This window comes from Corynebacterium sp. c7Ub_26 (assembly GCF_053760365.1).
In genome coordinates this window covers 565,723-591,708 of record NZ_JBSNBL010000001.1, presented here as the reverse complement: position 1 = coordinate 591,708, position 25,986 = coordinate 565,723, and the positions used below count along the sequence as shown (strand labels likewise).

At 57.0% G+C, this 25,986-nt stretch carries 21 protein-coding genes; 5 read left to right on the top strand and 16 right to left on the bottom strand.

Features of this window, described 5'->3' with window-relative positions:
• Positions 1 to 70: 70 nt before the first annotated feature.
• Complete coding sequence (locus ACWORE_RS02510; RefSeq protein WP_455302381.1) at positions 71 to 1,801, top strand: ABC transporter family substrate-binding protein; 1,731 nt, start codon at positions 71 to 73, stop codon at positions 1,799 to 1,801.
• A gap of 44 nt (positions 1,802 to 1,845) precedes the next feature.
• On the opposite strand, the gene ACWORE_RS02505 is transcribed toward ACWORE_RS02510, so the two are convergent.
• From ACWORE_RS02505 to ACWORE_RS02490, 4 genes are all read right to left on the bottom strand, one after another.
• Positions 1,846 to 2,718 (bottom strand): YwiC-like family protein, encoded by an 873-nt coding sequence (locus ACWORE_RS02505; RefSeq protein WP_406604675.1) that lies wholly within the window; start codon positions 2,716 to 2,718, stop codon positions 1,846 to 1,848.
• 112 nt (positions 2,719 to 2,830) lie between these two features.
• Complete coding sequence (locus ACWORE_RS02500) at positions 2,831 to 5,113, bottom strand: polyribonucleotide nucleotidyltransferase (RefSeq protein ID WP_455302379.1); 2,283 nt, start codon at positions 5,111 to 5,113, stop codon at positions 2,831 to 2,833.
• Positions 5,114 to 5,388: 275 nt separating this feature from the next.
• Positions 5,389 to 5,658 (bottom strand): 30S ribosomal protein S15, encoded by a 270-nt coding sequence (gene rpsO / locus ACWORE_RS02495; RefSeq protein WP_455302377.1) that lies wholly within the window; start codon positions 5,656 to 5,658, stop codon positions 5,389 to 5,391.
• 215 nt (positions 5,659 to 5,873) lie between these two features.
• Complete coding sequence (locus ACWORE_RS02490; protein WP_455302375.1) at positions 5,874 to 6,839, bottom strand: bifunctional riboflavin kinase/FAD synthetase; 966 nt, start codon at positions 6,837 to 6,839, stop codon at positions 5,874 to 5,876.
• A 312-nt stretch (positions 6,840 to 7,151) separates the two neighbouring features.
• Here ACWORE_RS02490 and ACWORE_RS02485 point away from each other — a divergent pair, with 312 nt between their 5' ends.
• Complete coding sequence (locus ACWORE_RS02485; RefSeq protein ID WP_455302603.1) at positions 7,152 to 8,162, top strand: tRNA pseudouridine synthase B; 1,011 nt, start codon at positions 7,152 to 7,154, stop codon at positions 8,160 to 8,162.
• Positions 8,163 to 8,211: 49 nt separating this feature from the next.
• Here ACWORE_RS02485 and ACWORE_RS02480 read toward each other — a convergent pair whose 3' ends face one another.
• The 8 genes from ACWORE_RS02480 to rimP all read right to left on the bottom strand — a co-directional run bounded on the left by ACWORE_RS02480 (position 8,212) and on the right by rimP (position 17,419).
• Positions 8,212 to 8,841, bottom strand: a complete 630-nt coding sequence (locus ACWORE_RS02480; protein WP_406604678.1) for a 4'-phosphopantetheinyl transferase family protein — start codon at positions 8,839 to 8,841, stop codon at positions 8,212 to 8,214.
• A gap of 116 nt (positions 8,842 to 8,957) precedes the next feature.
• On the bottom strand, positions 8,958 to 10,304 hold the full coding sequence (locus tag ACWORE_RS02475) for an MATE family efflux transporter (protein ID WP_455302372.1): 1,347 nt from the start codon (positions 10,302 to 10,304) through the stop codon (positions 8,958 to 8,960).
• The gene (locus tag ACWORE_RS02470; protein WP_455302371.1) at positions 10,301 to 11,368 is read right to left on the bottom strand and encodes a DHH family phosphoesterase; all 1,068 of its coding nucleotides are present in this window, start codon (positions 11,366 to 11,368) and stop codon (positions 10,301 to 10,303) included. Before ACWORE_RS02470 ends, ACWORE_RS02475 begins: the two co-directional genes overlap by 4 nt.
• Entirely contained in the window at positions 11,358 to 11,825 is a 468-nt protein-coding gene (rbfA, locus tag ACWORE_RS02465; RefSeq protein WP_012731773.1) for a 30S ribosome-binding factor RbfA, read from the bottom strand. The genes ACWORE_RS02470 and rbfA overlap by 11 nt, the downstream gene beginning before the upstream one ends.
• Positions 11,826 to 11,924: 99 nt before the next feature.
• The gene (gene infB, locus ACWORE_RS02460) at positions 11,925 to 15,035 is read right to left on the bottom strand and encodes a translation initiation factor IF-2 (protein WP_455302368.1); all 3,111 of its coding nucleotides are present in this window, start codon (positions 15,033 to 15,035) and stop codon (positions 11,925 to 11,927) included.
• Between the two features lie 229 nt (positions 15,036 to 15,264).
• Positions 15,265 to 15,594, bottom strand: coding sequence for a YlxR family protein (locus ACWORE_RS02455; RefSeq protein WP_296135850.1), 330 nt, complete (start codon positions 15,592 to 15,594; stop codon positions 15,265 to 15,267).
• Positions 15,595 to 15,750: 156 nt separating this feature from the next.
• Positions 15,751 to 16,737, bottom strand: coding sequence for a transcription termination factor NusA (gene nusA / locus ACWORE_RS02450; protein ID WP_455302367.1), 987 nt, complete (start codon positions 16,735 to 16,737; stop codon positions 15,751 to 15,753).
• Between the two features lie 112 nt (positions 16,738 to 16,849).
• Positions 16,850 to 17,419, bottom strand: coding sequence for a ribosome maturation factor RimP (gene rimP, locus ACWORE_RS02445; RefSeq protein WP_296135852.1), 570 nt, complete (start codon positions 17,417 to 17,419; stop codon positions 16,850 to 16,852).
• Positions 17,420 to 17,489: 70 nt separating this feature from the next.
• On the opposite strand from rimP, the gene ACWORE_RS02440 reads away from it, so the two are divergent.
• Positions 17,490 to 18,635: a DUF4439 domain-containing protein gene (locus ACWORE_RS02440; protein ID WP_455302365.1), complete on the top strand. Its 1,146-nt coding sequence runs from the start codon at positions 17,490 to 17,492 to the stop codon at positions 18,633 to 18,635.
• A 28-nt stretch (positions 18,636 to 18,663) separates the two neighbouring features.
• Here the strand turns inward: ACWORE_RS02440 and ACWORE_RS02435 are convergent, their stop codons facing one another.
• Positions 18,664 to 20,436, bottom strand: a complete 1,773-nt coding sequence (locus ACWORE_RS02435) for a proline--tRNA ligase (RefSeq protein WP_455302364.1) — start codon at positions 20,434 to 20,436, stop codon at positions 18,664 to 18,666.
• Between the two features lie 374 nt (positions 20,437 to 20,810).
• Here ACWORE_RS02435 and ACWORE_RS02430 point away from each other — a divergent pair, with 374 nt between their 5' ends.
• Both ACWORE_RS02430 and yaaA read left to right on the top strand, forming a co-directional pair.
• Positions 20,811 to 21,890, top strand: a complete 1,080-nt coding sequence (locus ACWORE_RS02430; protein ID WP_406604686.1) for an inositol-3-phosphate synthase — start codon at positions 20,811 to 20,813, stop codon at positions 21,888 to 21,890.
• 123 nt (positions 21,891 to 22,013) lie between these two features.
• Positions 22,014 to 22,802, top strand: a complete 789-nt coding sequence (gene yaaA, locus ACWORE_RS02425; RefSeq protein ID WP_455302363.1) for a peroxide stress protein YaaA — start codon at positions 22,014 to 22,016, stop codon at positions 22,800 to 22,802.
• Positions 22,803 to 22,840: 38 nt separating this feature from the next.
• Here the strand turns inward: yaaA and cobA are convergent, their stop codons facing one another.
• From cobA to cobO, 3 genes are all read right to left on the bottom strand, one after another.
• Positions 22,841 to 23,635, bottom strand: coding sequence for a uroporphyrinogen-III C-methyltransferase (gene cobA, locus ACWORE_RS02420; RefSeq protein ID WP_455302361.1), 795 nt, complete (start codon positions 23,633 to 23,635; stop codon positions 22,841 to 22,843).
• A gap of 95 nt (positions 23,636 to 23,730) precedes the next feature.
• The gene (locus ACWORE_RS02415; protein WP_455302360.1) at positions 23,731 to 25,254 is read right to left on the bottom strand and encodes a cobyrinate a,c-diamide synthase; all 1,524 of its coding nucleotides are present in this window, start codon (positions 25,252 to 25,254) and stop codon (positions 23,731 to 23,733) included.
• Positions 25,248 to 25,868, bottom strand: coding sequence for a cob(I)yrinic acid a,c-diamide adenosyltransferase (gene cobO, locus ACWORE_RS02410; protein ID WP_296135859.1), 621 nt, complete (start codon positions 25,866 to 25,868; stop codon positions 25,248 to 25,250). The genes ACWORE_RS02415 and cobO overlap by 7 nt, the downstream gene beginning before the upstream one ends.
• Between the last annotated feature and the right edge of the window lie 118 nt (positions 25,869 to 25,986).

Sequence of the window (25,986 nt, the reverse complement as noted above, 5' to 3'; positions counted from 1 at the left end):
GAGTGTCGTGGCCATGCATCGTGATCGAGTGATCCATCAACCCGCCACATCTTCGTCGGAAGGTAAAACCGTGAACGTCCCCTTACTCGCGCCCCTGCGGCACTCCGTTCGACACGCACACCGGCGCGTGCGCGCGAAGGTCATCATGGCCCTCGTCGTGATTGTTTCGACATCAAGTATGTCTCTGACTGCCTGCGGATATAACGACGACGCTGAAGGCTCTAACCGTGGATATGACCAAATTGCCGACTACAAGCCGACGAGCCGAGACCAAATAAAAGATGATGGACATCTCAATTTAGCTATTGACGAATTAACGACCCAAGAGAATCCTTTTCATGGTGACGGTACCGCGTACACCACCACGATATGGTCGTATTACAACCCTCAATTGGCTATGTACACCCCGCGTGGTGAGTTCTCTCCGAACCATGACTATGTGACTGATATCAAGGAAGACACAAGTTCTGGCAAGACGGTTCTGACCTACACCATCAATCCGCGTGCTGTGTACAACGATGGCACACCGATTGACTGGCGCGCCTTTGAAAACACGTGGAAAGCAAACAACGGGACTGATGAGGATTACATCCCCTCCTCCACCGAGGGATACAAGCTCATCGAGTCTGTTACGCCCGGTGAGAATGATAAACAAGCAGTAGTGACGTTTTCCCAGGTTTATCCCTGGTGGAAAGGCCTATTCAGCATACTGCTTCCCCCACAAGTTTCGGATGCGAAGAAATTCAATAACGCATATAAAAGCGCTTTGCATCCGGAATGGGGCGCTGGGCCCTACACCGTTGACCACGTTAACTTTAAAAAAGGCGAAGTCGTCTTTAAACGGAACGATAAGTGGTGGGGCGATAAAGGAAAACTCGATTCCATTACTTTCCGACAGATGGAACCCCAGGCCTCGATCAATGCCTTGCGTGCCGGTGAAATCGACGCGACCTCAGTCGGTAGCCGTGAGCGGCTCAAAACAGCAGAAAAGATGGGCAAACTTGTCGACATTCGCACCGGAGCCGCACCGTTTACGTCGCTGATCACTCTCAATGCGAAGTCAGATATTCTCTCCGACATTAACGTTCGTAAGGCGGTCATGACGGGAATTGATCGGTCACAGCTTGCCACCATCAGGTTCAACGGCATGGGATACTCGGAGAAACTCCCTGGGTCTTTCCAGCTCTTCAGCCGTCAAAAGGGGTATGACGACAACTTCGGTGCCGTCGTGAAGTTCAATAAAGACGAAGCGCAACAGATACTCGATCAGGACGGATGGAAACCTGGGTCCGACGGTGTCCGGAGGAAAGACGGTAAGAAACTGCAACTGAAATATGTGCTGCTTGGGGATGACAGCCTCTCTCGGGCAACGGCCCAAGCAACACAGAAGATGATGTCCGATATTGGTGTGCAGCTATCGATCCAGGAACGGCCGAGCTCGGAGTTTTCCGACGTTGTTACGCGTCGTGACTTCGATATGTTCCCGATGGGATTTAGCCAGTCGGACCCGTATGGCGTCGCATATTTCCAGCAGACCTATGCCTCTGATTCTCAGCTGAATCGATCCGGAACTGGTACCCTAGAGATGGATGAAAAGATTAATGAGCTGCAGAAACTTCCGACCGAAGATGAACAAATCCGTCGGGCCAATGAACTCGAAAAAGAGGCGTTCGCGCGGTACGGGATTATGCCGGTGACCAATGGCTCGTCCATTACGGCGGCTAATCCGGACCTCGTTAACTTTGGTCCTAAATTCTTCGGCAGCGTCAAACTGCAGGACATCGGGTGGAAGAAGAAGTAGGGGCTCGCGGTAGGACTCATGCTGGGCCTGTGAGAAGCTACGCCCTACAGCGCGAGTGCTATGACGACACCAAGGGTGACGAGCTGCTCAGTCTTCCCGACCCGCTTTGGCGTCCACTTCCCACCATTGTGCGCCGAGCGGGGTACTGCCCAGCTACGAAACAGTGATATAGCGGCCGCAATAACAAGCAACCAGGTTCCCACGGTCCACCACAGACGTGTATAGGGCGAGAATCCTGTGACAACCCCACATGAAGCTAAGACAGCAAATACGAGGGATATAAGAACAAATGCCGCGTGATATCCGATACTAAACGTCAAATAACGCGAGTTGTTACGCTCACGAATCATTGTCTTAACGTAGATAATCGTGCCCGTGAAGTAGATGCCCAACATGAGGGCCCACCACCATGCGATTCCGTTGATACTCCCCCGGATCGTGTGGTCGGCCACGGGAACCATTAATACGGACGCAACCACCGTCGCAATACCTGAAAGCAAAGAACGTGGGCGTTTTCTAACGACTTCCCACAGAGCAACACCCATGACAATGGCAAACACGGGTGCCCACACCAACAGGCTCGGACGAAGCGCCACGGTAATAAGCGCCGCCACGAGTGTGATTGCACAATACGTAGCCGTCGCTACAAAAGCCTTCTGTTTACGCTCGGATGACCGGCCGTTCCGCGGTGGCGGTATCTTAACCCAGAGCCCCCACGCGAAAAACGCAAAATAGCCGACTACCCAGGCTATTAATAACACCACCGACCGGGTTACCCCCATGATCACTGCACCGGCCGATGATGAGTCATTCACCAAAGTACAAATGCCTAAGCCCATTCCCATGATGATGGGAAGCAGAAGCATTGCCCACGCCCCATGTTGGTTAGGTACCCAGGGGCTAACTGCACGTGCAATGCGAATTAGTGTATAACCGTTAGCCGAGCCTTAACAAGAAGCTCAAAACTACATGGGAGGGCCCATTAAACGCGAACCGCTCTGGTTATCCCAGAGCGGTTATTAGCCAAAATTAGTCGTCGACGGGAACCAGCGAGATCTTCCCGCGGTTATCGATATCGGCGATCTCAACCTCAAGCTTGTCACCGACGTTGACGACGTCCTCGACCTTCTCGATGCGCTTCTTGCCACCGAGCTTCGAGATGTGCACAAGCCCATCGCGGTTGGGAAGGATTGACACGAACGCCCCGAACGCCGTGGTCTTCACCACAGTGCCCAAGAACCGCTCCCCCACCTTCGGCAGTTGAGGATTGGCAATCTCGTTAATCCGGTCGACCGCTGCATCAGCGGAGCCACCGGAGGTTGCAGAAATGAACACAGTACCGTCATCCTCGATGGAGACGCGGGCACCGGTATCTTCCGTGATCTGGTTAATGTTCTTGCCCTTCGGGCCGATCACTTCACCGATCTTCGAGACCGGCACAGAGATCGTCGTGATACGCGGTGCATAGTCACTCATCGGGTCGGGCTCATCAATGACCTCAGCCATCGTGTTGAGGATCTCGAGCCGAGCCTCGCGAGCCTGCTTCAACGCGCCAGCAAGAACATCCGACGGAATGCCGTCGAGCTTGGTATCCAGCTGAAGCGCGGTAATGAAGTCCTCCGTGCCCGCGACCTTGAAGTCCATATCGCCGAACGCATCTTCAGCGCCCAAGATGTCCGTGAGGGTGACGTATGTCATCTTCCCCTTGACTTCGCCGGACACCAGACCCATTGCGATACCTGCAACCGGAGCCTTCAATGGAACACCAGCGTTGTACAGGGACAACGTCGACGCGCACACCGACCCCATCGAGGTGGAACCATTAGAGCCCAACGCCTCGGAGACCTGGCGGATGGTGTACGGGAAATCATCGCGCGACGGGATCATTGGCTTCAGAGCGCGCTCTGCCAACGCACCATGCCCAATCTCACGACGCTTCGGAGAACCAACACGGCCCGTCTCACCGGTGGAGTACGGCGGGAAGTTGTAGTGGTGGATGTAGCGACGGTGATCAACAGGACCCAAGGAGTCAACCTGCTGCTCCATCTTCAGCGTGTCCAGCGTCGTTACACCGAGGATCTGGGTTTCACCACGCTGGAACAGCGACGAGCCATGGGCACGAGGAACAAGGTCGACCTCAACATCGAGATCTCGGATATCCTCGACGCCGCGACCGTCGATGCGGAAACCGTCGGCCAAAATACGCGACCGGACGACCTCTTTTGTTACGGCGTTATGAGCGGTTCGGATCTCCGCTTCACGCTCCGGGAACTCTTCGAGCAACGCCTCAACCGTGTCATCCATGTCCGACGAGAGAGCTTCATCCCGCTCTTGCTTATCAGCAATGGACATGATGTCACTGATGCGGCCTTTGGCCTCAGAATCCACAGCGGCCAAAACGTCAGCACCATAGGGCGGGAACAGAGGAAATTCCTCGGTCTCCGGATCCACAGCCTGACGAAGAGCCTGCTGAGCGCCACATAGTTCAGCAATGAACGGCTTTGCTGCCTCAATACCCTCAGCAACGACGGACTCGGTGGGGGCAGGCGCACCATCATTGACACGCTCGACGACGGTTTCCGTCGCTCCCGCTTCCACCATCATGATCGCAACATTGTCGGTCTTCTTCCGCGGACTCGACTTGCGACCACGACGACGTCCCTTACGTGGCTTCTCCGGGACCTGTTCGTCGGTCAAGCGGCCGGCAACGACCATCTCAAACAACGCGGACTCGTGCTGTTCGCGGGTGGGGAATGCAACCCACTGACCATCCTCATGATCGTCGTCAACGATGAGAGCCATTCTCACACCACCGACCGGGCCCGACACGGGCAAGCCCGAAAGCTGGGTCGACGCTGATGCCGCGTTGATCGCGACGACGTCGTACATGTCTTTCGGGTCCAGGGACATCACGGTGACGATGACCTGGACCTCATTGCGCAGCCCTTTCACGAAGGTGGGGCGCAACGGGCGGTCGATCAGGCGGCACGCCAAAATAGCGTCGGTGCCTGGGCGGCCTTCCCGGCGGAAGAAAGAGCCAGGAATACGGCCAGCGGCGTACATGCGTTCTTCCACATCAACGGTCAACGGGAAGAAATCGAAGCCCTCGCGGGGTTTGGATGACGCGGTCGTCGTCGACAGCATCATGGTGTCTTCGTCGAGATACGCAACGACGGAGCCATTTGCCTGGCGAGCTAGTTGTCCGGTCTCTAATCGAATAGTGCGTGAGCCGAAGTCGCCATTGTCAATCGTGGCTTCGACAGAATGGGTGCCAAACTCTTCGTCATAAAAAACGGAGTGATTATTGGTCATAAAAGGGGGAATCCGTCCTTCTCTATGGGTGCCCCGGGCGATCATCGGTGTCGCCAACGAGAAATCTCTTCTTCATATATCTTCAGGCGACCCCATCTTAGCAGGTGAAACCTGGAAGAGCAGGACGACGGGGTATGAACACGCCGAGCTACCTCTACGGGAGGCTTCATTACCGATACCACAATCATGTCCGGGCACCGCCGACGAGCTCCAGATATGAAAAACTCGGCCCTGCCGCACTGTACAGAACCGAGTCAGAATGGCCGACGCCGTAATTAACGGCGGAGGCCCAAACGAGCAATCAGGTTACGGTAACGATCGACGTTGTTAGCAGCCAGGTACTTCAACAGACGCTTGCGACGACCGACCAGGAGCATAAGGCCACGACGTGAGTGGTGATCGTGCTTGTGCTCACGAAGGTGCTCCGTCAGCTGACGAATGCGCTCGGTCAACAAGGCAACCTGAGTCTCGGTTGAACCGGTGTCGGTCTCATGAAGACCGAACTCGGAAAGGATTTCTTTTTTCTTTGCAGCGGACAAAGCCATAGGAAAACTCCTAAAATTGATGTCGTTATTTCAGTCCGTATGCGCCGTGCCGCAAAGAGGCACAGCTTTCACAACTGCAACGGACCGCAGTTGATACTCGGATGAGGCTACCACATGTTCGGATGGACTCGAAATACCATCCGACAGGGCCTGAGCCAGGGGAATTCAAAACCGGGGAATACTGAAGCGCCGGACTCTGCTCCTGTTTTCCGCGCTTATTTCCGGGCCGTCATCGCCCGTACCGCGTCAACGTCGCGGTGCATGGCAGCAAGGAGCTCGTCAACACCCGAAAATGTTTCCATTCCCCTGACGTAACCAATAAACTCGACCGTCACATACACCCCGTACAGATCCGCGTGCCTATCCAGCACAAAAGATTCAACCGACCGACGATCGTCGTTAAATGTTGGGTTCATGCCCACAGAAATGGCGGTCGGATACCGAACTCCCGGCTCCATGTCTCCGTCGACGGTCTCACCAGGATCAATCGTGAACCAGCCGGCATAGACGCCATCCGCAGGCAGCGCGCGCTCCGGGCTGACATAGAGATTGGCCGTGGGATAGCCCAGTTCTCGGCCACCGCGCCCGGCCCCGTGCTCGACCTCGCCATAGACGGAATATGGGCGCCCGAGAGCCCACGCGGCTTCGTCGACATGCCCTTGATCGAGTTGAGAGCGAATGAATGTCGAGGAAATCGTATGGCCGTCCTCGCTCAAGAGCGGGACGATGTCCACATCGCAGCCATACCGAGGCCCCTCGGTTTCCAGTGTCTGAGACGTCCCTGCCGCTTTGTGACCAAAGGTGAAGTTCTCGCCAACCACGATGACTTTGGCATGAAGCTGATGGACAAGAACCTGCTCGATGTACTCAGTGGGGCTCAAGGCGGCCAAGCTCCGTGTGAAATCAACGGTCAGGAAATAGTCCACGCCCAGCTCTTCTGCCATCGCTTGACGGTCCTTCAGACTCCCCAAGAGACGTGGAGTGCGTTCCGGTGCGAATACCTTGACCGGGTGCGGTTCGAATGTCATCAACACGCAGGGAACATCTAGTTCACGAGCACGACGGACAGCAGTACCGATAAGCCGACGATGCCCACGATGAACACCATCGAACACACCAATAGTGACGACGGACGCGTCGAGGAACTGCGGTATGTTATCCAACCCGTGCCAAATATCCACGTGAATAGCGTACGTCACAGGGGCGAAGTTCTGCGATACGGCCCCGATATAAACAAGAGTGCCGACGCTCCCCGCCGCGGCTTACGGTCCCCGCCCCCATAATCCTCTCAGCCCCATGGTCCTTCGCGCTCCATGAGGAAGACGTCAACTACGCTAAACCCCGTGAATGCCTCAGAGAACCCCGGCCAGTCCTCTACACCACGTCCACGTACACAACGTCCACGCGGCGAAACATCACACACCGCAAGTTCGTCGACGCATTCATCGGTGCTGGACCGCTCCGGCATTGTCATCGTCGATAAGCCCGCAGGGATGACGAGCCATGATGTCGTCTCGGCGATGCGCCGCCTGATGCGGACGCGTAAGGTTGGGCACGCTGGAACGCTCGATCCGGCGGCCACCGGCGTCTTGATCCTTGGAATTGAGCGCGGCACAAAATTTATGACGCACTTAGTGGCAAACACGAAGTCGTACGACGCCACAATCCGCCTCGGTTTCGCCACCACAACCGACGATGCGGAGGGAGAACCGATCCCCTACCTCCGTGACTCTGAGGAGAATTCCAGCCAAGCAACAGCGGGTTTCCTCATTAGCCCGGCCACTCGCGAGCGGCTGTCAGTGTTGCTTTCTGAACCCGAGCGGATAGACCGGGCCCGCGCGCAACTCACCGGCGATATCATGCAAAGGCCGAGCAGCGTGAGTGCCATCAAGGTGGACGGCCGTCGTGCCTATGACCGCGTGCGATCTGGGGAGACAGTTTCTCTCCCCGCGCGACCTGTCACCGTCTCGACCTTTGATATTCGCAACGTGAGAACGGCGACTATCGATAATGGCGATGACAACAATGGCGAAGAGGGTGTCACCGTGATCGACCTCGACGTCACTGTCGATTGTTCTTCGGGCACGTATATTCGGGCGCTCGCGAGGGACTTGGGCGAAATACTGGGAGTTGGGGGACATCTGACGGCACTTCGTCGCACGCGCGTCGGCTCTTTTAGTCTCGACGACGCCAAGACACTCGACCAACTGCGCGATGAGCAGTCCCTAGCCGAGCAGCGGATCCGCGACGAACAGGTGACCGGCGAAACTCCACGGGCATCGCTTAGCTATTCCCTCGACCAGGCCATCACCCGGTCCTTCCCTATCCGACACTTAAGTGACGACGAAGCCACTGCGGTCTCCGTGGGGAAACGTATTTCCGGGTCGGAAATGAAGGATGTCTACGCGGGGGTGTCAGCCGATGGACACGCTATAGCTCTAATGAAGAACGAGGGGAAGATAGCGAAAACGGTCTTCGTCGCCCGTCCTGCAACCTTGTCATAAACACATCTTGTCATGAAAACCACCGCGGACCACGCTCGAGCTACGTGGTCTACGTAATCCACGTACTTGTCACGACGTACCCTGAGCCGACCATCCATCGCCCCGGTATCGTCCGAGGAACCGCTCCACAAGCCGCGTCATGATGGACGAACGCAGTCAATGTTCCGTCGTGGTGGAGTTCAATGTCTGCCTCCCCAAAATCGAGGAAAACCCGGGCCAGCGGAAACCACGATTTATACAGCGCCTCTTTCGCCGAGAAGACCACTGTACCCAAGATATTTTCTGCCGACGAAAACTTTGGATCTCTCTCGTGGTGTTGCACGTGCTGTTGCCCATGACGTTGCACAGCAGCGATATGTTGCAGGTCGCGAGGGGTAAGAACAGCATCGGACACACCGTCAGGTAGCGGCTTGGCTACTTCCGCATCCACGCCGACGGACTTCAGCGTATCTGTTCGCGCGACGACCGCTGCGCGGAAACCTGTCGTGTGAGTCAGCGATCCAACGGTGCCGCGTGGAAAGAGAGGCATTCCGCGCTCGCCTTTCCCAATGACAGTGTCGGCATGGCCATGCCCGGTGAGATCCGTTAAAGCGTTTCTGGCGCACGCGCGTGCATCAGCGAATTGGACCCGCCTGAGCGGCACAGCGTCGCTGACATAAGCGCGTTCTTGGGGATGCAAAGCGTCCCAGCTCCTACGGCTGACGGACGGCCACTGCGCGTTGTGTGACGATTGCGTCGGGTCAGGGACACGCAATTCAGACCAAGCACAGCCGTCGGGAAAGAACCCCGTCGGGATCACTGCGCGCCCACTCGGGCCCAGTTTCCGCGGAGGAATCGGAGCGTGGTCGTCGCCAAGCGGAACAAGAAGAACGTGATAAGGCCCCACCAGACACCAACCAGTCCCCAACCTTGACTCAGGGAAATCCAGGTCAGCGGCAAGAAGCCCACCAAAGCCGACACCAAGGTCGCGTTACGGAGGAAGATTGCGTCGCCGGCGCCGAGCAAAATCCCGTCAAGGGCGAAAACAAAACCGCCCAGAAGGACCAGAACCACGAGCTGCCGCCACGGCCCCGACATCGCGTCGAGCACACTCTCCGAATGGGTGAACTGGCGGGGAATCCAGTAGTACCCCGCGGACATGCCACCGGCGAGAACCACGGCGAAGAGCGACGACCACTTAATGATGGATCGCCCCACGGCCTTCGCATTAGTCGACTGCCCCGCCCCGAGAGCAGCACCGACAAACGCCTGCGCGGCAATAGCTAACGAATCGAGAACCATGGTTAAGAAGTTCCACAGCTGCAACAACACCTGGTGGGCTGCCAGCGATGCTGCACCGAAACGACCAGCAACAGCGGCCGCCGAGATAAAGGACAGCTGAAAACTCAGTGAGCGTGCGATCAGGTCACGCCCCATCACCAATTGGTCTTTCATGATCGACCATCGCGGTTTCCACGAATTCTCGTACTTGCTGTTCTCCCGTATTAGGCAGACGAGGAAGCACAATGCCGTAATAGTCTCACCTGTGACATTGGCCAGGGCAGAACCGACAATCCCCAACCGCATCACTAATATCGGCACCAGGATAAGCGCTGGGCCGACCCCCGCCAAGGTGAAATACAGAGGGTACCTGGCATTTTGGACCGCTCTCAGCCAACCGTTCCCCGCCATGGTCATGAGAGTCAGGGGCACCGCTGGCGATGCCACGCGCAGCCACCTCGTCGCCTCTCGGCCTACCCCGGGATCATCCGCCAACCAGTTCGTCAACACCGGAGCCAGAATCCAAATCATCGCCGCCAGGGCAATTCCCACGAGCACAGCGATCCATGTCGACTGCACGCCTTCTTGAATCGATTTATCGCGTCGGCCTGCACCATAAAAACGTCCCGCGCGAGCAGTCGTCCCGTAGGACAAAAAGGTCAGCTGTGTGGTGACTTGAGCAAGAATGGTCGTTGCTGCAGCAAGAGCAGCCAAATCCGTCTTACCTAACCGCCCGACCACGGCCGTATCAAACAAGAGATAAATAGGGGTGGCAGCCAGGACACCCAGAGATGGGAGAGCGATCGATAAGATCTTCCAAACACCAACCCCGTCGCCATTCCTGCCGGAATCGACAGAATGATCGACGTTATCACTACTCATCGACCGTTTTTCTCCTCTTGGTTCACACGCTGTCGAAAAGCATCCATAAAACTGTCCCGGGTGCCTTGCCAAGTTAAACCAGCGGCCTGCGCATGGCCCCCACCTCCTAACTCTTCCGCCACCCGAGCAACATTAACCGCACCACGGGACCGCAACGACACCACAATCTCACCCGGCCGATATTCCTTCAGAACCATGGCGACCTCGGCCTCCGACGCCGTCCGAACCACGTCGATCACTGACTCGACATCGCATTCAACAGCCTCTTGAGCTTGGCTATCGGTGACAACACCCCACACCAAACCACGGCCATTCACTGCCGACGGCTCATACACCAGGTCGGACAACACGGCACCCAACATCCGCAGATACGGAACGGAGTGGTCATCAATTAACGACGACGAGATGCTCCGTGTATCAATTCCCGTCGATGCCAGCCGATGGGCCGTCGCGAATTGAGTGGGGCCACCCCAGCGGAAACTCTCTGTATCGGTCACTAGACCGGCGTAGAATGCCGTCGCCATGGTCCGGTCAATCGTTTCCGAATACATGTCACACAAGGACGTGAGCATGGTCGTCGTGGAATCGGCATCCGGGTGAACCCAGTTAATGCTGCCAAAATTGGTTGCGGTCTCATGGTGATCAATCACCAGGGAGCGCCCTTTCTCTGTGGCGCGCTCAACCATATCGACGGCAACTCCACACCGATCAAGGGACGCTGTATCCACACACACCACCGCGATGGGATCACGCGGGATGTCCTCAAGGGGGACGTACACATCCTCTGTATTCAGAACAGAGAAAGCAGATGACGGCACTCCACCGTCAGCGTCCACGGCCACAGCAGTGCCACCCCATCGGCGGATGAGATGGACAAGGGCGCAGGCCGAGCCCACGGTATCCGCATCAGGGCGCACGTGACTGATCACAACGCAGGGATGCAGAGCGCGTTCATCGTCGGCAAGAGCATGAGACTCCCAGGCCATGGCCTGTAGGAAAACCCATGCGTCCCGATCTGTCACCGGCAGCCCGCGTGGAATGAATGTTGAATCGTTACCATCCATCCGCTTCGCTCTCAGGACGTCCCTCGTGCGGCGAGGTTTTATACGGATTAGCGTCCCCGGCTGGGGTTGCTCCTTCGGCTTGACGCGCAACTTCCTGGTCTCGCTGTCGAGCCTGGGCCAAAAGCTCCTCAAGACGAGCACTTGTTTCAGGGACGGTGTCCAGAGTGAATGTCAAGGTCGGAGTGAACCGAACTCCCAACTGGTCCCCCACGGCTTTCCGCAGTTGACCGCGTGCCCGGTGAAGTGCTTCGGCCGCTTGTTCACGGTCAGGTTCCTCGTCGAGAGTGCGCCCACGGACCGTGTAAAAAACGGTAGCGTCATGTAAATCGCCGGTGAGCTGGGTATCGGTGATGGTAACGAGCTCTAAACGGCGGTCCTTCACACTATGTTCGATGGTGTTCGCCACGATAGTTTGGATGCGCTTAGCCATGCGCGCAGCGCGAGCGCGATCAGCCATTAGAAAAACTCCCTCCACTATCTACGTGGAGGGAGTTTACCTGACGATCACCCCGATCACCCGATCAGGAGATCGCCCTGGCCGACGAAGGGCTTATGGTTACTTGCTCTTCGAGGCCTTCTTGTTCTGCTTGTCCCGAGGGACCTCGACCAATTCGTAGGCCTCGATCTTGTCTCCGACGGAGATGTCGGGGTAGGACAAGACCATACCGCACTCATAGCCGTGCTGAACTTCTTGGACATCGTCCTTACCGCGGCGCAGCGAAGTGACGGTTGCTTTATCAGCAACAACATTGCCATCACGAACCAACCGGACTGTCGCATTTCGCTTGACGACGCCCGTCTCAACCATGCAGCCGGCAATAAGACCAACTGCGGAGGCCTTGAACAGCTGACGGATCTCGGCTGTACCCAGGTCACGCTCTTCGTAGATCGGCTTGAGCATGCCACGAAGAGCAGCCTCGATTTCTTCGATCGCCTTGTAGATGACCGAGTAGTACCGAACATCGACGCCCTCAGCGTGAGCAGCCTCAGTGGCTTTGCCCTCGGCACGGACGTTGAACCCGATGATGATCGCATCCGAGGCAGCCGCCAAGTGGACATTTGTCTCGGTGACGGCACCGACACCACGGTCGATGATGTTGAGCTCAACTTCGTCTCCGACGTCGAGCTTAAGCAGAGCATCTTCCAGGGCCTCAACGGTACCGGCGTTATCACCCTTAAGGATGAGGTTGAGGCTGCTGGTCTCCTTAAGAACCTTGTCCAGATCCTCGAGGGAGACACGCTTGCGGGAGCGAGCCGCCAGAGCGTTACGACGCCGTGCGTCACGACGATCCGCAATCTGGCGGGCCGTGCGATCGTCCTCGACAACGAGGAGGTTATCGCCAGCCCCTGGGACACTAGTGAGTCCCTGAACCTGCACGGGCACCGACGGACCAGCATCGGTGATGTCATTGCCACGTTCGTCGGTCATACGACGGACGCGACCATGCGCGTCACCCACGACGATCGAGTCACCGACGTGCAACGTACCGCGCTGGACGATGACAGTGGCAACCGGGCCACGTCCACGGTCGAGGTGGGTCTCGATGGCGACACCCTGAGCATCCATGTCCGGGTTGGCCACCAGCTCGAGCGATGCATCCGCAGTCAACAGAACTGCTTCCAGCAACTTGTCGATGTTCTGGCCCTGCTTCGCAGATATATCCACGAACATGGTGTCCCCACCCCATTCTTCGGGGGTGAGACCGTATTCGGTCATCTGGCCACGGATCTTCTCCGGGTCCGCGCCTTCTTTATCAATCTTGTTGACAGCGACGACGATCGGGACGTCGGCAGCTTTCGCGTGATTGATTGCCTCTACGGTCTGGGGCATAACACCGTCGTCGGCCGCGACCACCAAGATGGCGATGTCGGTGGACTGAGCACCACGGGCACGCATGGCGGTGAACGCCTCGTGACCCGGGGTATCCAGGAAGGTCACCAAGCGGTGCTCGCCATCCAAGTCAACCTTCACCTGGTAGGCACCGATGTGCTGGGTGATGCCGCCGGCCTCACCCGATGCTACATTGGCTTTACGGATCGTGTCCAACAGACGAGTCTTACCGTGGTCAACGTGACCCATGACGGTAACCACCGGAGGACGCTTGGTCAGATCCTCTGCGCCACCTTCGTTCTCACCGAACTGGAGGTCGAAGGATTCGAGGAGCTCACGGTCTTCATCTTCAGGTGAGACAACCTGGACCTTATAGTCCATCTCGTCGCCAAGAAGCATCAAAGTCTCGTCAGAGACCGATGCCGTAGCGGTGACCATTTCACCCAAGTTGAACAAGGCCTGGACCAAAGCGGCTGGATCAGCATCGATCTTGTCGGCGAAGTCAGCCAAGGAGGCACCACGCGCGAGGCGAATAGCCTTGCCATGACCATTGGGTAGCTTAACGCCACCGACAACGGTCGGGGCCTGCATTGCCTCGTACTCGTGCCTCTTCTGCCGCTTCGACTTACGACCGCGACGCGGAGCGCCACCTGGACGCCCGAATGCACCTGCAGTTCCACCGCGACGGCCTCCGCGGCCACCGCGTGGACCACCACCGTGTCCGCCGCCAGGTCCGTGTCCACCACGGCCCCGGCCGCCACCGAAGTGGTTCGAGGACTTGAAAGGCATCTGACCCGGGCTCGGGTGGGATGGCATCATCGCGGGGGTGGGAGCGTGCCCACTGCCCTGCTTCGAAGAGCGCTCGTTGCGGTTACCACCGCGACCACGACCGCTCGGCTTCGTGTGTGCACCGGGGCGTGGTGAGTGCTGACCGCCACCGCGCTGGCCGGGCTTACCCGACGTTCCACCAGGACGTGGCATATCTCCCCCACGCGGGCGCGGGGCAGGCCGTGTTCCCGAGGAGAACGGGTTATTCGCTACACGAGGAGCTCGCTTACCACCGGGCTTTGCACCTGGCTTCGGAGCGCCTTGCCCCGGCTTCGGGGTCGAACGCTGGGAACGCGCAGCCTGATCACTCGGCTTCGGACCGGGCTTCGGAGACTTCTTCCCCGCAGCCGTCGGTTCTTCAAACCGTGGCTGACCGGGCTTCGGCGATGATTTCCCAGCCGATGGCTTAGGCGATGCCGCTGACTTGGAGGCAGACGGCTTTCCAGCACCCTGAGCGGACGACTTGCTACTACTCTGTGCGGGACGGGGAGCATTCGGGCTTCCCGAGGCACGGGCAGCTGTACCCGGAGTTGGACCAGATGGGCGCCGCTGCTGTCCCGACGTTGACTGACCGGCTGCCGAGGAAGCCTTCCCACTAGCTTTGTCAGCAGATGCGGAGGCTGCAGCGGAGTCCGACTGCGCACTACCAATTGACGTACCCGACTGATTCGCTTTAGAGGTTTCTCCGCCTTTGGCGTTCTTTCGATTGGCCATCGACGCAGGCGACGGCGATGCCGAAGGATTCCTACGATGGGCCGCTGCGGCAGCAGCTGCGGCAGCTGCTGCCGCCGGATTCGACTTCGATGACGGTGACCCGGAGGACTTATCAGCCACCCCGTAGTATTCCTTCATCTTTTTAACGACGGGAGGCTGGACCGTCGACGACGCGGTCTTGACAAATTCTCCCTGCTCTTCGAGCGCAGCGAGCAGCTTTTTACTTGTTAATTTAAGACTGCTGTCTAGCTGGTTGAGCTGTTTAACGAGCTCGTGGACACGAAGCTTTGGCACTACTCTCCTCACTTGTGGAGTCGAGGGCCTTCATGCCGCGTCGACTCCGGGGTTAACTGTTGACATTCATCGCTGATGCTTCATCGTGTGCTCATCAGTGTTCAGGTCTTCCTTCGTTCAATGGTTCCTACTGAGTGTGCAGAGTTCGGGTTAGTTGTACTGTCCGCCATCCCGATCCGTCTCAATCCTTGTGTGGAAAAGAGAAAGCCACGGGTAAAACTGGCGTCAATCAGGTGGGTGTAACGCTCCCTGACTCCAATGACTCGATGTATTCACCGATCTGGCGGGTATCAGCCTTACCTGATATCCGGAGGGCGCGCTCGAAAGCACGCCGCTGACGGGCCCGTTCAAAGTTTTCGGCTGTGGGGATAATCCATGCCCCTCGACCTGGTAAGGACCGGGAGGGATCTGGAATAATCACAGCCTCTTTCTTCGACGAACCGTCCTGTGATGCACCGTCTTGCCTTAGGACGACACGCAACATTCGAGTGTCAGAGCACCGCGTCCGAGTAGCAATGCAAGTGCGTATGCGAACGGGGGTTGAACCCTGGCGATACACTCTCTGCCACTCTCCTATCGCAGTAACTCTGTGTATGACTCTCTGTTGTGACTACTACGCTCTGAAGGCCATCAGAGCGCGCGTCATCGTCCCTCGTCATGGAAGGGCATACAACAGTGTAACGTCACAGACTGATTTACGCGAACTTACCAGCGTTTATTCAGTGTCCGAGTGTATGTCGATACGCCATCCGGTTAGACGTGCAGCAAGACGGGCGTTTTGCCCTTCCTTACCGATGGCCAGAGATAGCTGATAATCCGGAACAGTGACCCGCGCAACTTGTTCCTCCGGATCAACAACCTCAACTTTAAGAACCTTCGACGGGGCCAAAGAATTCCCGACGAAGGTAGCGGGGTTTTCGTCGAAGTCGATGATGTCGATCTTTTCGCCGCCGAGTTCGTCCATGATCGCTCGGACGCGCTGCCCGCGAGGGCCGATGCACGATCCCTTCGCGTTCACGCCATCGATGGTTGACCGCACGGCGACCTTAGAACGGTGGCCAGCTTCACGAGCAATGGAAACAACCTCGACGGAACCGTCGGCAACCTCAGGAACCTCGAGCTCGAACAAGCGATGCACGAATTCGGGGTGCGTCCTGGAGATCATGATCTGCACGCCGCGTGGCCCACGGTTGACGTTGACCACGTAGAACTTTAGGCGCTTGCCGTGTGGATATTTCTCGCCTGGAATCTGCTCGGCGGGGAGCAGCGTTCCGTCATTCCCGTGTGCTTCCGTGCCAAGGCGGGCAATAACGATTCCTTTTGCCCGCGCGAAAGAGTCTGCCTCAACGATGCCTGTGACAACCTTCGAGGTCAGCGACGCATATTCCTCGTAGGTCTGGTCTGCTTCTGCCTCTTGCAAACGAGCCACCATTGCCTCGCGAACTGTGCCAGCGAAGGAACGGCCGAAGTCCGACGGGGTTTCGTCGACTTCCGCGATGACGTTACCTTCGTCGTCTCGCTCAGTGACGATAACGGCCACATGCCCATCGTCGGGATCGACATCGACGCGCGCTTCTGAATCACCCCCCGAAGACTTCTCCCACGCTTCCAGCAGAGCCTTCGCGATGGTGGCTGTCATGTCTTCCACGGACACCCCGCGCTCACGTTCAATCGCGCGCAACGTGCTCAAGTCGATGTTCACTTGTAGCCCTTCGATTTTGTACCTGCAACCTCAACTTCCCATAGGCTACTCATTGGTCGTTTCGTCGCAAAATGTGCCCCGTGACGCAATCATGTGCAGCTATTCTCGGGCGCTATCCCAACTGATCAAAGGGCGTATTAACGAGGTTCATTTCAGCCTCGGGCGGAGTTGAAAACTCGACTTCTAGCTTCGCCTCACGAATCTGATCCAGCGGATAGGCCTCCACCGACGGTTCCTTCTTCCCGGGGAGAACTACAGCCAGCTTGGTCTCGTCAGCGTTCAAGGTACCGATTCGGGCGACGAAGCGAGCGTTGTCGGCGTTGGCCGTGGCGCGTGCATCGTCGGCCTGGTTGAGAACAAACGTGGCTAGGTGCCCACGTTGACGTCGGAAATGACGAGCGGCGACCAAGGGTTCATCGAAACCTGGGGTCGAGACCTCAAGGCGGTAACCGGCGCCGAAGTTCAACTCCCCATCACGTTCGGCGGCGTCGAAGTTGCGGGAAATCTCGTCCGAGAGCTCCTCGATAACGTCCAGATCAGGGCGCTGATCACCGTCGATGCGGATAATGACGGCAGACTTCGCGCCCGCTTTTTTAATATCGACCTTTTCAACATCAAACCCACGCGGACCCACGATGTGTTGCACGCGCTGTGTAATCTCTTCTGCCGTCGGGAAAGCCATAAAAACAGGATAACGAGTACCAGCCAAGCCCACTAACCGCCTGTGAGAGACTAGAACGGTGATGAGGAACGTGAAAAGCTCGAAGATGACGAGGAATAGCAGTGCTGAGCAGCTGAAACAGAACAGCTCACGTGAAGCCCCCGGTGCTGCCCTATCTCGGCGGGCTTTCTTCGGACGCTCCGCGCAGGCCATAGGTGCTGCCGTCGCCGTCACGGTGCTCTCCGGAAGCGGCCTGCTAGTCGGGTGCGAATCTACACACACCAAGCCTGACCAGAAATTATCTGACCTCTACGCACAGGCCAACGCGGTGGCGAGCTCACTTGACGCGTCAAAACACCACGATGCCGCGGTCTTTATTCATGTCCACGCCGATGCTCTCCGGCACGAAATCCGACGCATATGTGGCACGGATAAAGACGGGAATTCTCCGTCAACGTGCTCAGATTCCACACTGGATTCTGAAGGCGACAGCGGTAATCCGCAACCCGCTGGCGGCAACAGTGACGAAGAGTTATCCCAAAAGCTAAAGGACCTACGGTCGTCGGTTGTCTCGGTGGCATCTCAAGCGGATACCAAACGCAATAACGGTTTGCTTGTCTCTATTGCCTCATCACTATCGGTTATCGCTGCGCAAACGGCCTTGGGCGACTCCGACTCGGCTAACACGGGGACGACGCAGGACAACAATACTGCTACGAAATCCAGTCCCACTGCAACATCGGGTTCATCGAGTGGCAACCGTCGTCCCAATAAAGCTGATGTCACCGCAATGACCACGTTGCTCACGACGGAGTATCAAGTCATCTATGGCTTCGGGTTGGCCCTGCCCTTCGCAGACTCTGCACTGAGAAAGAGCATCGAGTCTGCAGCGAATAAGCACCGGGCGACGCGGGATCGCATCATCTCATGGCTCGAGGACCAGGCGAACGTCTCTCAGAACAACATCCCCCTCGCGGATGCTGCATACTCATTTGCTGCCCCGCCGACGGACTCGGACACCGCCCACCAATTCCTGATTAACCTGGAGCTCTTTGCGTGTTCTCGCACATACGACCAAACACGGGCGTTGAACACAGGTAGTGCGATGGATATAGCTTCTTCTTTGATCACGCATTCGGCGGTGGACGCCGCATACTTTATCGACAAAGCCGGAGGAAAGGCGATGAATGATGATCGCCTACGCCTGCCAGGCATGGGGACGTCGGCAAATATCTAGCCATCACGCCTGGTCAGTTCCTCCGGCGTTAGTTTTTCACGAGGTCGGCGATATGCTCTGCCGCATCGTCGACGGGGACAGTCTCCACTGAATCGGCCAACCGATCGCGAACCTCAACTTTGCCTTCCTTGAACGCGCGACCTAGCACCACAACGTAGGGCATACCCAGCAGCTCCGAATCCTTGAACTTCACACCCGGGCTGACCTTCGGCCGATCGTCGAAAAGAATGTCGAGCTCACGGTTAGATAGTTTCTCCGCAAGGGTAGATGCCGCTTCCGCTGCCTCCGCATCCTTATTGGCAACGACGAGGTGAACTTGGAACGGTGCAACACTCACCGGCCATTTCAGGCCCTTATCGTCGTGGTACTGCTCAGCAACGACGGCGACCAACCGCGAAACTCCGACCCCGTAGGATCCCATCGTGGGGCGCGAGCGCTTACCGTTCTCGTCCAACACATCGAGCTCGAAGGCGTTGGTGTACTTCCGGCCAAGCTGGAAGATGTGGCCGATCTCAATACCCTGTTTGAGGAGCAACGTGCCCGTTCCATCCGGTGCAGGATCTCCCTCTTTCACCTCTGCGGCCTCGATCGTTCCATCCGGGGTAAGATCACGCCCCACCGTGACATCAACGCGGTGGTGGCCATCGATTCCCGCTCCAGTAATCCACCGCGTACCCGACACGACGCGCGGATCAACCAGGACCTTCACATCGTGCTCCGCCATTCCCACCGGTCCGACGTAGCCCTTGGGCAAGAAGTCATGCTCGTCGAAATCCTCCGGCTCAGCCAGGACAACTTCCTTCGGCTCCAGCGACGCCTCGAGGCGTTTCATATCCACCTCGCGGTCGCCGGGGATCGCAATAATGGTGTACGAGAAATCTTCTTCCCCCGGTTCCCGCGTCTTCACTACCACGCATTTCAGGGTGTCTTGAGCAGAGATTTCACGATCAAACCTCTGGGAGACAGTCTCATTCGAATTGGCCCACTCCACCAGCGTGGCAATCGTCGTACAGTTCGGCGATTCCAGTGTGATCGCCGGCTCAATCGAATTGACCGCGTTTTCGTCGACAGTCGGCGCAGGAGTAACGACAGCCTCAACATTGGCCGCATAATCGGAGTTTGTCGACGTCACAAACGTGTCTTCCCCGACGGGCGAGACAGCGAGGAATTCTTCGGACGCGGACCCGCCCATCGCACCAGACGTCGCAGCGCAGATAGCGTAATCGAGCCCTAAGCGGTTAAACATGCGTTGGTAGGCGGCCCGGTGTTTCTGGTACGACTCCTCTAGCCCCTCGTCTTTCATATCGAAGGAGTAGGAATCACACATGACGAATTCCCGCCCACGCAGAATTCCTGCGCGAGGCCGTTCTTCATCCCTGTACTTGGTTTGGATTTGATAGAGGGTGACGGGGAAATCTTTATATGAGGAGTACTCGCCTTTCACCGTCTCGGTAAAAACTTCCTCATGAGTGGGCCCTAAGAGATAATCGCCTTTTTTACGGTCTTTTAACCGGAAAAGAGCGTCGCCATACTCTGTCCATCGGCCTGTCGCTTCATAGGCGTCGCGAGGAAGTAAGGCAGGTAATTCAATTTCTTGAGCACCTATACCGTCCATCTCTTCCCGCACAATCCGCTCAATGTTTCGCAGAACCTTGAGCCCGAGCGGCAGCCACGAATACACACCGGGTGCGATGCGTCGGATAAAACCGGCCCGAACAAGGAGCTTGTGGCTAGGAACTTCTGCATCTGCAGGGTCTTCACGCAAAGTTCGCACAAAGAGAGAGGACATACGGGTAATCATGGCTCGATACATTACCCCACAGTTTCAGTAAGGTCGCGCTCCGGTGGATGGCAATCGCTGTGGTGGCGGTGTGCGTTCACTTAGCAAGGCGGTGTTATCAACAAACTCACCGTCAAAGCCATCATCAGAGCCTCCGTCGAACCTGGTTCACCAGGGCCGTAACTACACCTACATAGGGGTAAATTTCAACACGTAATAAAAACTATCCTTTCTTTTTTTAATGGCATTTTTCGCTGGATACACCCTCTTAATCGATCAACTACAACGATTAACAAAACATCTGACCTGAGAAAATACACGCATTTCCGACATTAAAGTGTCCGCTGTGCCTGCACACCCGTGCCGAACATCAGTAAATAACGGAAGGAGACTCTATGTCTGAACGAAAGCCCATTCGTGTGGCGATTGCTGGAGTCGGAAACTGCGCCTCATCACTCGTTCAAGGGGTGGAGTATTACAAAGACGCCGATCCGGAAGAAACAGTCCCCGGACTCATGCACGTGAAATTCGGCGACTATCACGTCGGCGATATTGAATTTGTCGCCGCATTTGACGTCGATGCAAAGAAAGTTGGCACTGATCTTTCCGATGCCATTAATGCGTCAGAAAACTGCACGATCAAGATTTGCGATGTTCCTTCTAGAGGAGTCACTGTTCAGCGTGGCCCTACGTATGACGGTTTAGGTCAGTACTACAAAGAGACAATTGATGAGTCGACCGAAGAACCTGTTGATGTCACTCAGGTGCTCCGCGATACCCAGGCGGACGTCCTTGTGTCATATCTGCCCGTGGGATCCGAGCAGGCCGACAAGCATTATGCACAGTGTGCGATTGACGCTGGTGTAGCGTTTGTTAATGCACTCCCCGTGTTCATTGCGTCTGACCCAGAATGGGCCAAGAAGTTCGACGATGCCGGCGTACCGATTGTTGGCGACGATATTAAGTCACAAGTCGGCGCAACAATTAGCCACCGTGTGATGGCAAAGCTCTTTGAGGATCGCGGAGTTCGGCTTGACCGCACCATGCAATTAAACGTCGGCGGAAATATGGACTTCAAAAATATGCTGGAGCGCCGTCGGCTTGAATCAAAGAAGATCTCTAAAACTCGGGCGGTGACGTCGAATCTTGAGCACGATATGGGTGAAGGCAATGTCCATATCGGTCCTTCGGATTATGTTAGTTGGCTTGACGACCGAAAATGGGCCTATGTGCGGCTGGAGGGAACCACGTTCGGTGATGTCCCACTCAATCTTGAATACAAATTAGAAGTTTGGGACTCCCCTAATTCGGCCGGAATAATTATCGACGCTCTTCGCGCGGCAAAAATTGCGAAAGATCGAGGAGTATCCGGTCCGGTGTATTCGGCCGCGTCTTACCTTATGAAGTCGCCACCGAAACAGCTGCGCGATGAGGTTGCTCGGCAGCAGCTCGAAGAATTTATCAGTGGCGAATAATTCCTGCCGACGCCCCTCAGCGTACTACCGGGATGATCGCCCGATAGGCTTTCCCCATGCTGATAATCCTTCCGCCATCAGAGTCACAATCTCACCCAGCCTCCCCCCGGTGATGGCACAACTTTGGATTGGGACACGTTGCACTTTCCCTCTCTCAATCCGACGCGCCAAGAGATCGCTCATGAGCTCATCGCCTTGTGCAGCGTCGAGACTGACGAAGGGCGGGCGCGTGCTCGGGAAGTATTGGGATTGTCTGAGCGCCTTGATTCCGAGCGTGCATCAAACGCCCAGCTTTTAACCAGCCAGGCCGCCCTCGCTTTAACGATCTATACCGGTGTCCTGTACGACGCACTCGCTCCGTCGGGCAGAGGCGAGTCCATCACGAAAGCCGGTCATGTCTGCCCAGCTGTGGGGCCTTTGTCCTCCTCAGCTACTCGTCGTTTAGCAATAGGTTCGGCATTATTCGGGGTTATTTCTGCCGACGACTTTATCCCTCATCACCGGCTATCCGGCACCGTTACCTTGAACGACTCCACAATGCGGGCGCGGTGGAAACCAACTTTGACTCAGACTCTGGTCGAATGGCGCGATAACACCGACGCACAATCCAACGCGATATTCGATTTTCGCTCAGGAACGTACCGGAATTTGGGTCCAGTGCCCGGCGCGACAGAACTTCGCGTCGAAACGATTGACTCGTCTGGAAAAAGAAAAGTGGTCTCTCACTTCAACAAGTTTTATAAAGGCCTGGTCGCTAGACACTTGGCGGAAGCTTCTGAATGTAAGCAGGAAGACGCGGTCGAGCTGTTATCCAGCGTGATCGACAAGGAGTTGGGTTTCCCGACGGAAATCCAAACGGGAGCGGTGAAAGGGATGAAAGGCGACCTCGTCACCATGCTCATTCCGCAATAGAGCTCACTCGGCGTGAGAGCCGAGTTCGCGTGAGGGGCTTATTCCGCGTGGGGACGCGGTACCGCGACGTCACCGATGACAATCACCGCCGGCGGATTAACGTTTTCCAATACCTGTCCTAACGAGGACAAGGTCGTCGCAATCGATTTTTCGTTGGACGTCGTTCCTTCTTGAGTGACAAAAGCTGGGGTTTCAGGATCACGACCTGCATCCATCAGCGCTTGTGCGATGGCGCCACCATTTTTCACGCCCATGATGATGCAAATTGTGCCCCTCATGTGGCCTAATGCGTCCCAGTTCACGAGTGACTTGGGGTGCCCTGGGGGCACGTGGCCCGACACAACGGTGAAATCATGAGTCACGCCGCGTTGAGTCACAGACACACCGGCGGTTTCGGGAACTGCAATGGGGCTTGTTATCCCCGGAACAACGGTGACCGGTACATTCTGGTCTTCACAGTACTCTTGCTCTTCGAGCCCACGGCCGAAAATAAAGGGGTCCCCGCCCTTCAGGCGAACGACAAATTGGCCGGCTTCCGCATGCTCAACCAGCATCGAGTTAATTTTTTCCTGGGCTACCGACTTGCGGTATGGCAACTTGGCCACATCAATAACATCGCAATCAGCGGGAATAATTGACGACAGATTAGGCGCTAAGTGGTCGATCAAAATGACGTCCGCGGCCCCCACGTATTGATACCCACGGTACGAGATCAGGCCTGGATCGCCTGGGCCACCACCGACTAAGGCAACTGTTCCACGAAGCTGTCCTCGGATATCGCTGATAGTCTCCGACGGCAGCGGTCGGAGGGTCACTGGTGGCAAATCGGTCATAGCCTTCAGCTTAGTCTCGGTCTCGTTGGGGGCTGACGCTGGTTGATGGGTTGGCTGTGTTCGCAGGTTGTCGCCACTACCGACGAGGCGACGGCTCACGCGTGATGATGCGCCTGCTCGTCATGAAACTCGCGGCACGCGTCGACAAAATTGACGATAGCGCTGGGCATAGCGGCGGGATGGATATGCAAATACGAGGCGTGAATGTTGTTGCGTACCCACCCCTCGTAGACATCATGGCCGTCCCATCCCGTCCATGTCCACGCGGACTGATGTTCTGACGGATCACTCGAACCACCCGTAGCAGCGTCGTCAATGACGAGGGATGTGTGGTGGAATTCGTGTCCAATGAGCTGGTCCCCTTGATGCCATAACGCTGAGGACTGTGTCGCGGAAGCCTCGCGGTAGCCGAGAATCACCCGCATGTTCATGTGCGCGGATGCCGGGAATACCCCACACATGGGATAGCCTTCCAGGCTTTCAAGGAGCCACAACAGTCCAGCGCACTCGGCGTGAATAGGGCGATGGCAATCCGCTGATTCACGGATGAGTCCAGCCAAGCGTCGCCTGGAAGACAGCTCCTTCACGTGCTCTTCCGGAAAACCACCCGGAATGATAATTCCGTCGGACCGCCGGATAGCATCGCACGCGGTGTCTTCATCCCCCAGTGGATCCACATCGATGACATCAGCACCCGCTGCGTCGAGCAGTTCCCGATGCTCTGCATACGAGAAGCTAAATGCGGGCCCACCTACCATGGCAATCAATGGTCGCTGGGATCGACGAGGACTGCCACCAGTGTGGCAATGCTTGATCTCCTCAGCAGGATTCCACACCGGGCCCGGCGCGGGCGGTGTGGCCAGGTGGCGCACAGCGTCCAGGTCAACGGAGTCTTCCACCATGGCCGCCATATGACTGACGGCTTCCTGCGCTTCGACACTCCACTCGGATGTCGTGATGAGCCCCAAATGCCGGCTGGGCACCTCGACATCGACGGCACGCGGAACTGCACCAATGACCGGAACGCCCTGCTCTTCGACCGCTTTTGTTGCGACAGCCGTGTGTCTGGTGGAGCCCACTCGGTTCAAGATCACGCCAGCGATGGTCACGTCCGGATCCAGGGTCGAAAAACCTTTCACGACGGCTCCGACCGACTGGCTCATTCCGCGGACATCAATGACGAGGACGACGGGGAGGCCAACGAGGCGGGCTACTTCAGCCGTGGAGCCGCTGGCCACTGCACCACTGACAGCTGCGCCACTCTGGGCGGCGCCACTATTCTCGTTACCGACATGCGAGGACAAGGCAGGAATGCGACCGTCGAAAAGGCCCATCACGCCTTCCACCACGGCAATGTCCGCACCCAAGGAGCCGTGACGATACAGCGGGGCTATACGGTCGGTTCCGCACATGACTGAATCGAGGTTGCGTCCTGGCCGGCCCGTGGCTACACCGTGATAACCAGGGTCAATGTAGTCGGGCCCCACTTTAAACGGCGCAACAATGTGTCGTCGGCTCAGTGCCGCCATAAGACCGGTGGCAAGCGTCGTCTTTCCCGTCCCAGAGGCTGAACTGGCAATGACAAGTCCCGGCGCGCCCGTACCTTGGGTGTCTACCACTCGATACCTTTCTGGCCTTTTCGTCCTTGATCCATGGGGTGCTTGATCTTCTCCATCTTGGTCACCAGGTCGGCAACGTCAATGATCGCTTGTGGTGCGCGCCGGCCCGTAATGACGACGTGTTGGGTGCCGGGGCGGTTCCGGAGTGTCTCGGCTACTTCCTCAACGGGGACCCATCCCCATGCCATGGGGTAGGTGAATTCGTCGAGAACATAGAAATCGTGGGTTTCCTCGTGGAGCCGTCGGGCCACCTCGTACCACCCATCGAGGGCATTGCGCGCGTGGTCGTCTTCGGTTCCCTTGGTCCGGGACCATGACCATCCTTCGCCCATTTTGTGCCATTCGACGGGCCCACCGACGCCGGTCTCGTCGTGGAGCTCCCCTAGTTTCCGGAAGACGGCTTCCTCGCCGACCCGCCATTTTGCGGATTTGACGAACTGGAAGACGCCGATACTCATCCCTTGGTTCCAGGCGCGCAGGGCCATGCCGAAAGCAGCTGTGGATTTTCCTTTGCCATCGCCGGTGTTGACTCCGGTGACTGGGAGCATCCGTCGCTGTCGTGTTGTTAATCCGTCGTTGGGAATGTTCGCGGGATCAACTTTTCCTTTGGGCATTGTCGTCTCTCTCCTCAGTGACTGTCTGTGCCTGCGCGCGTGCGTCTATCCAATTATCGCTGTGCTTATTCAGGGTTAAGCGGAGCGGTTGCTCTGGCTCGACGTTCTAACGCAACGT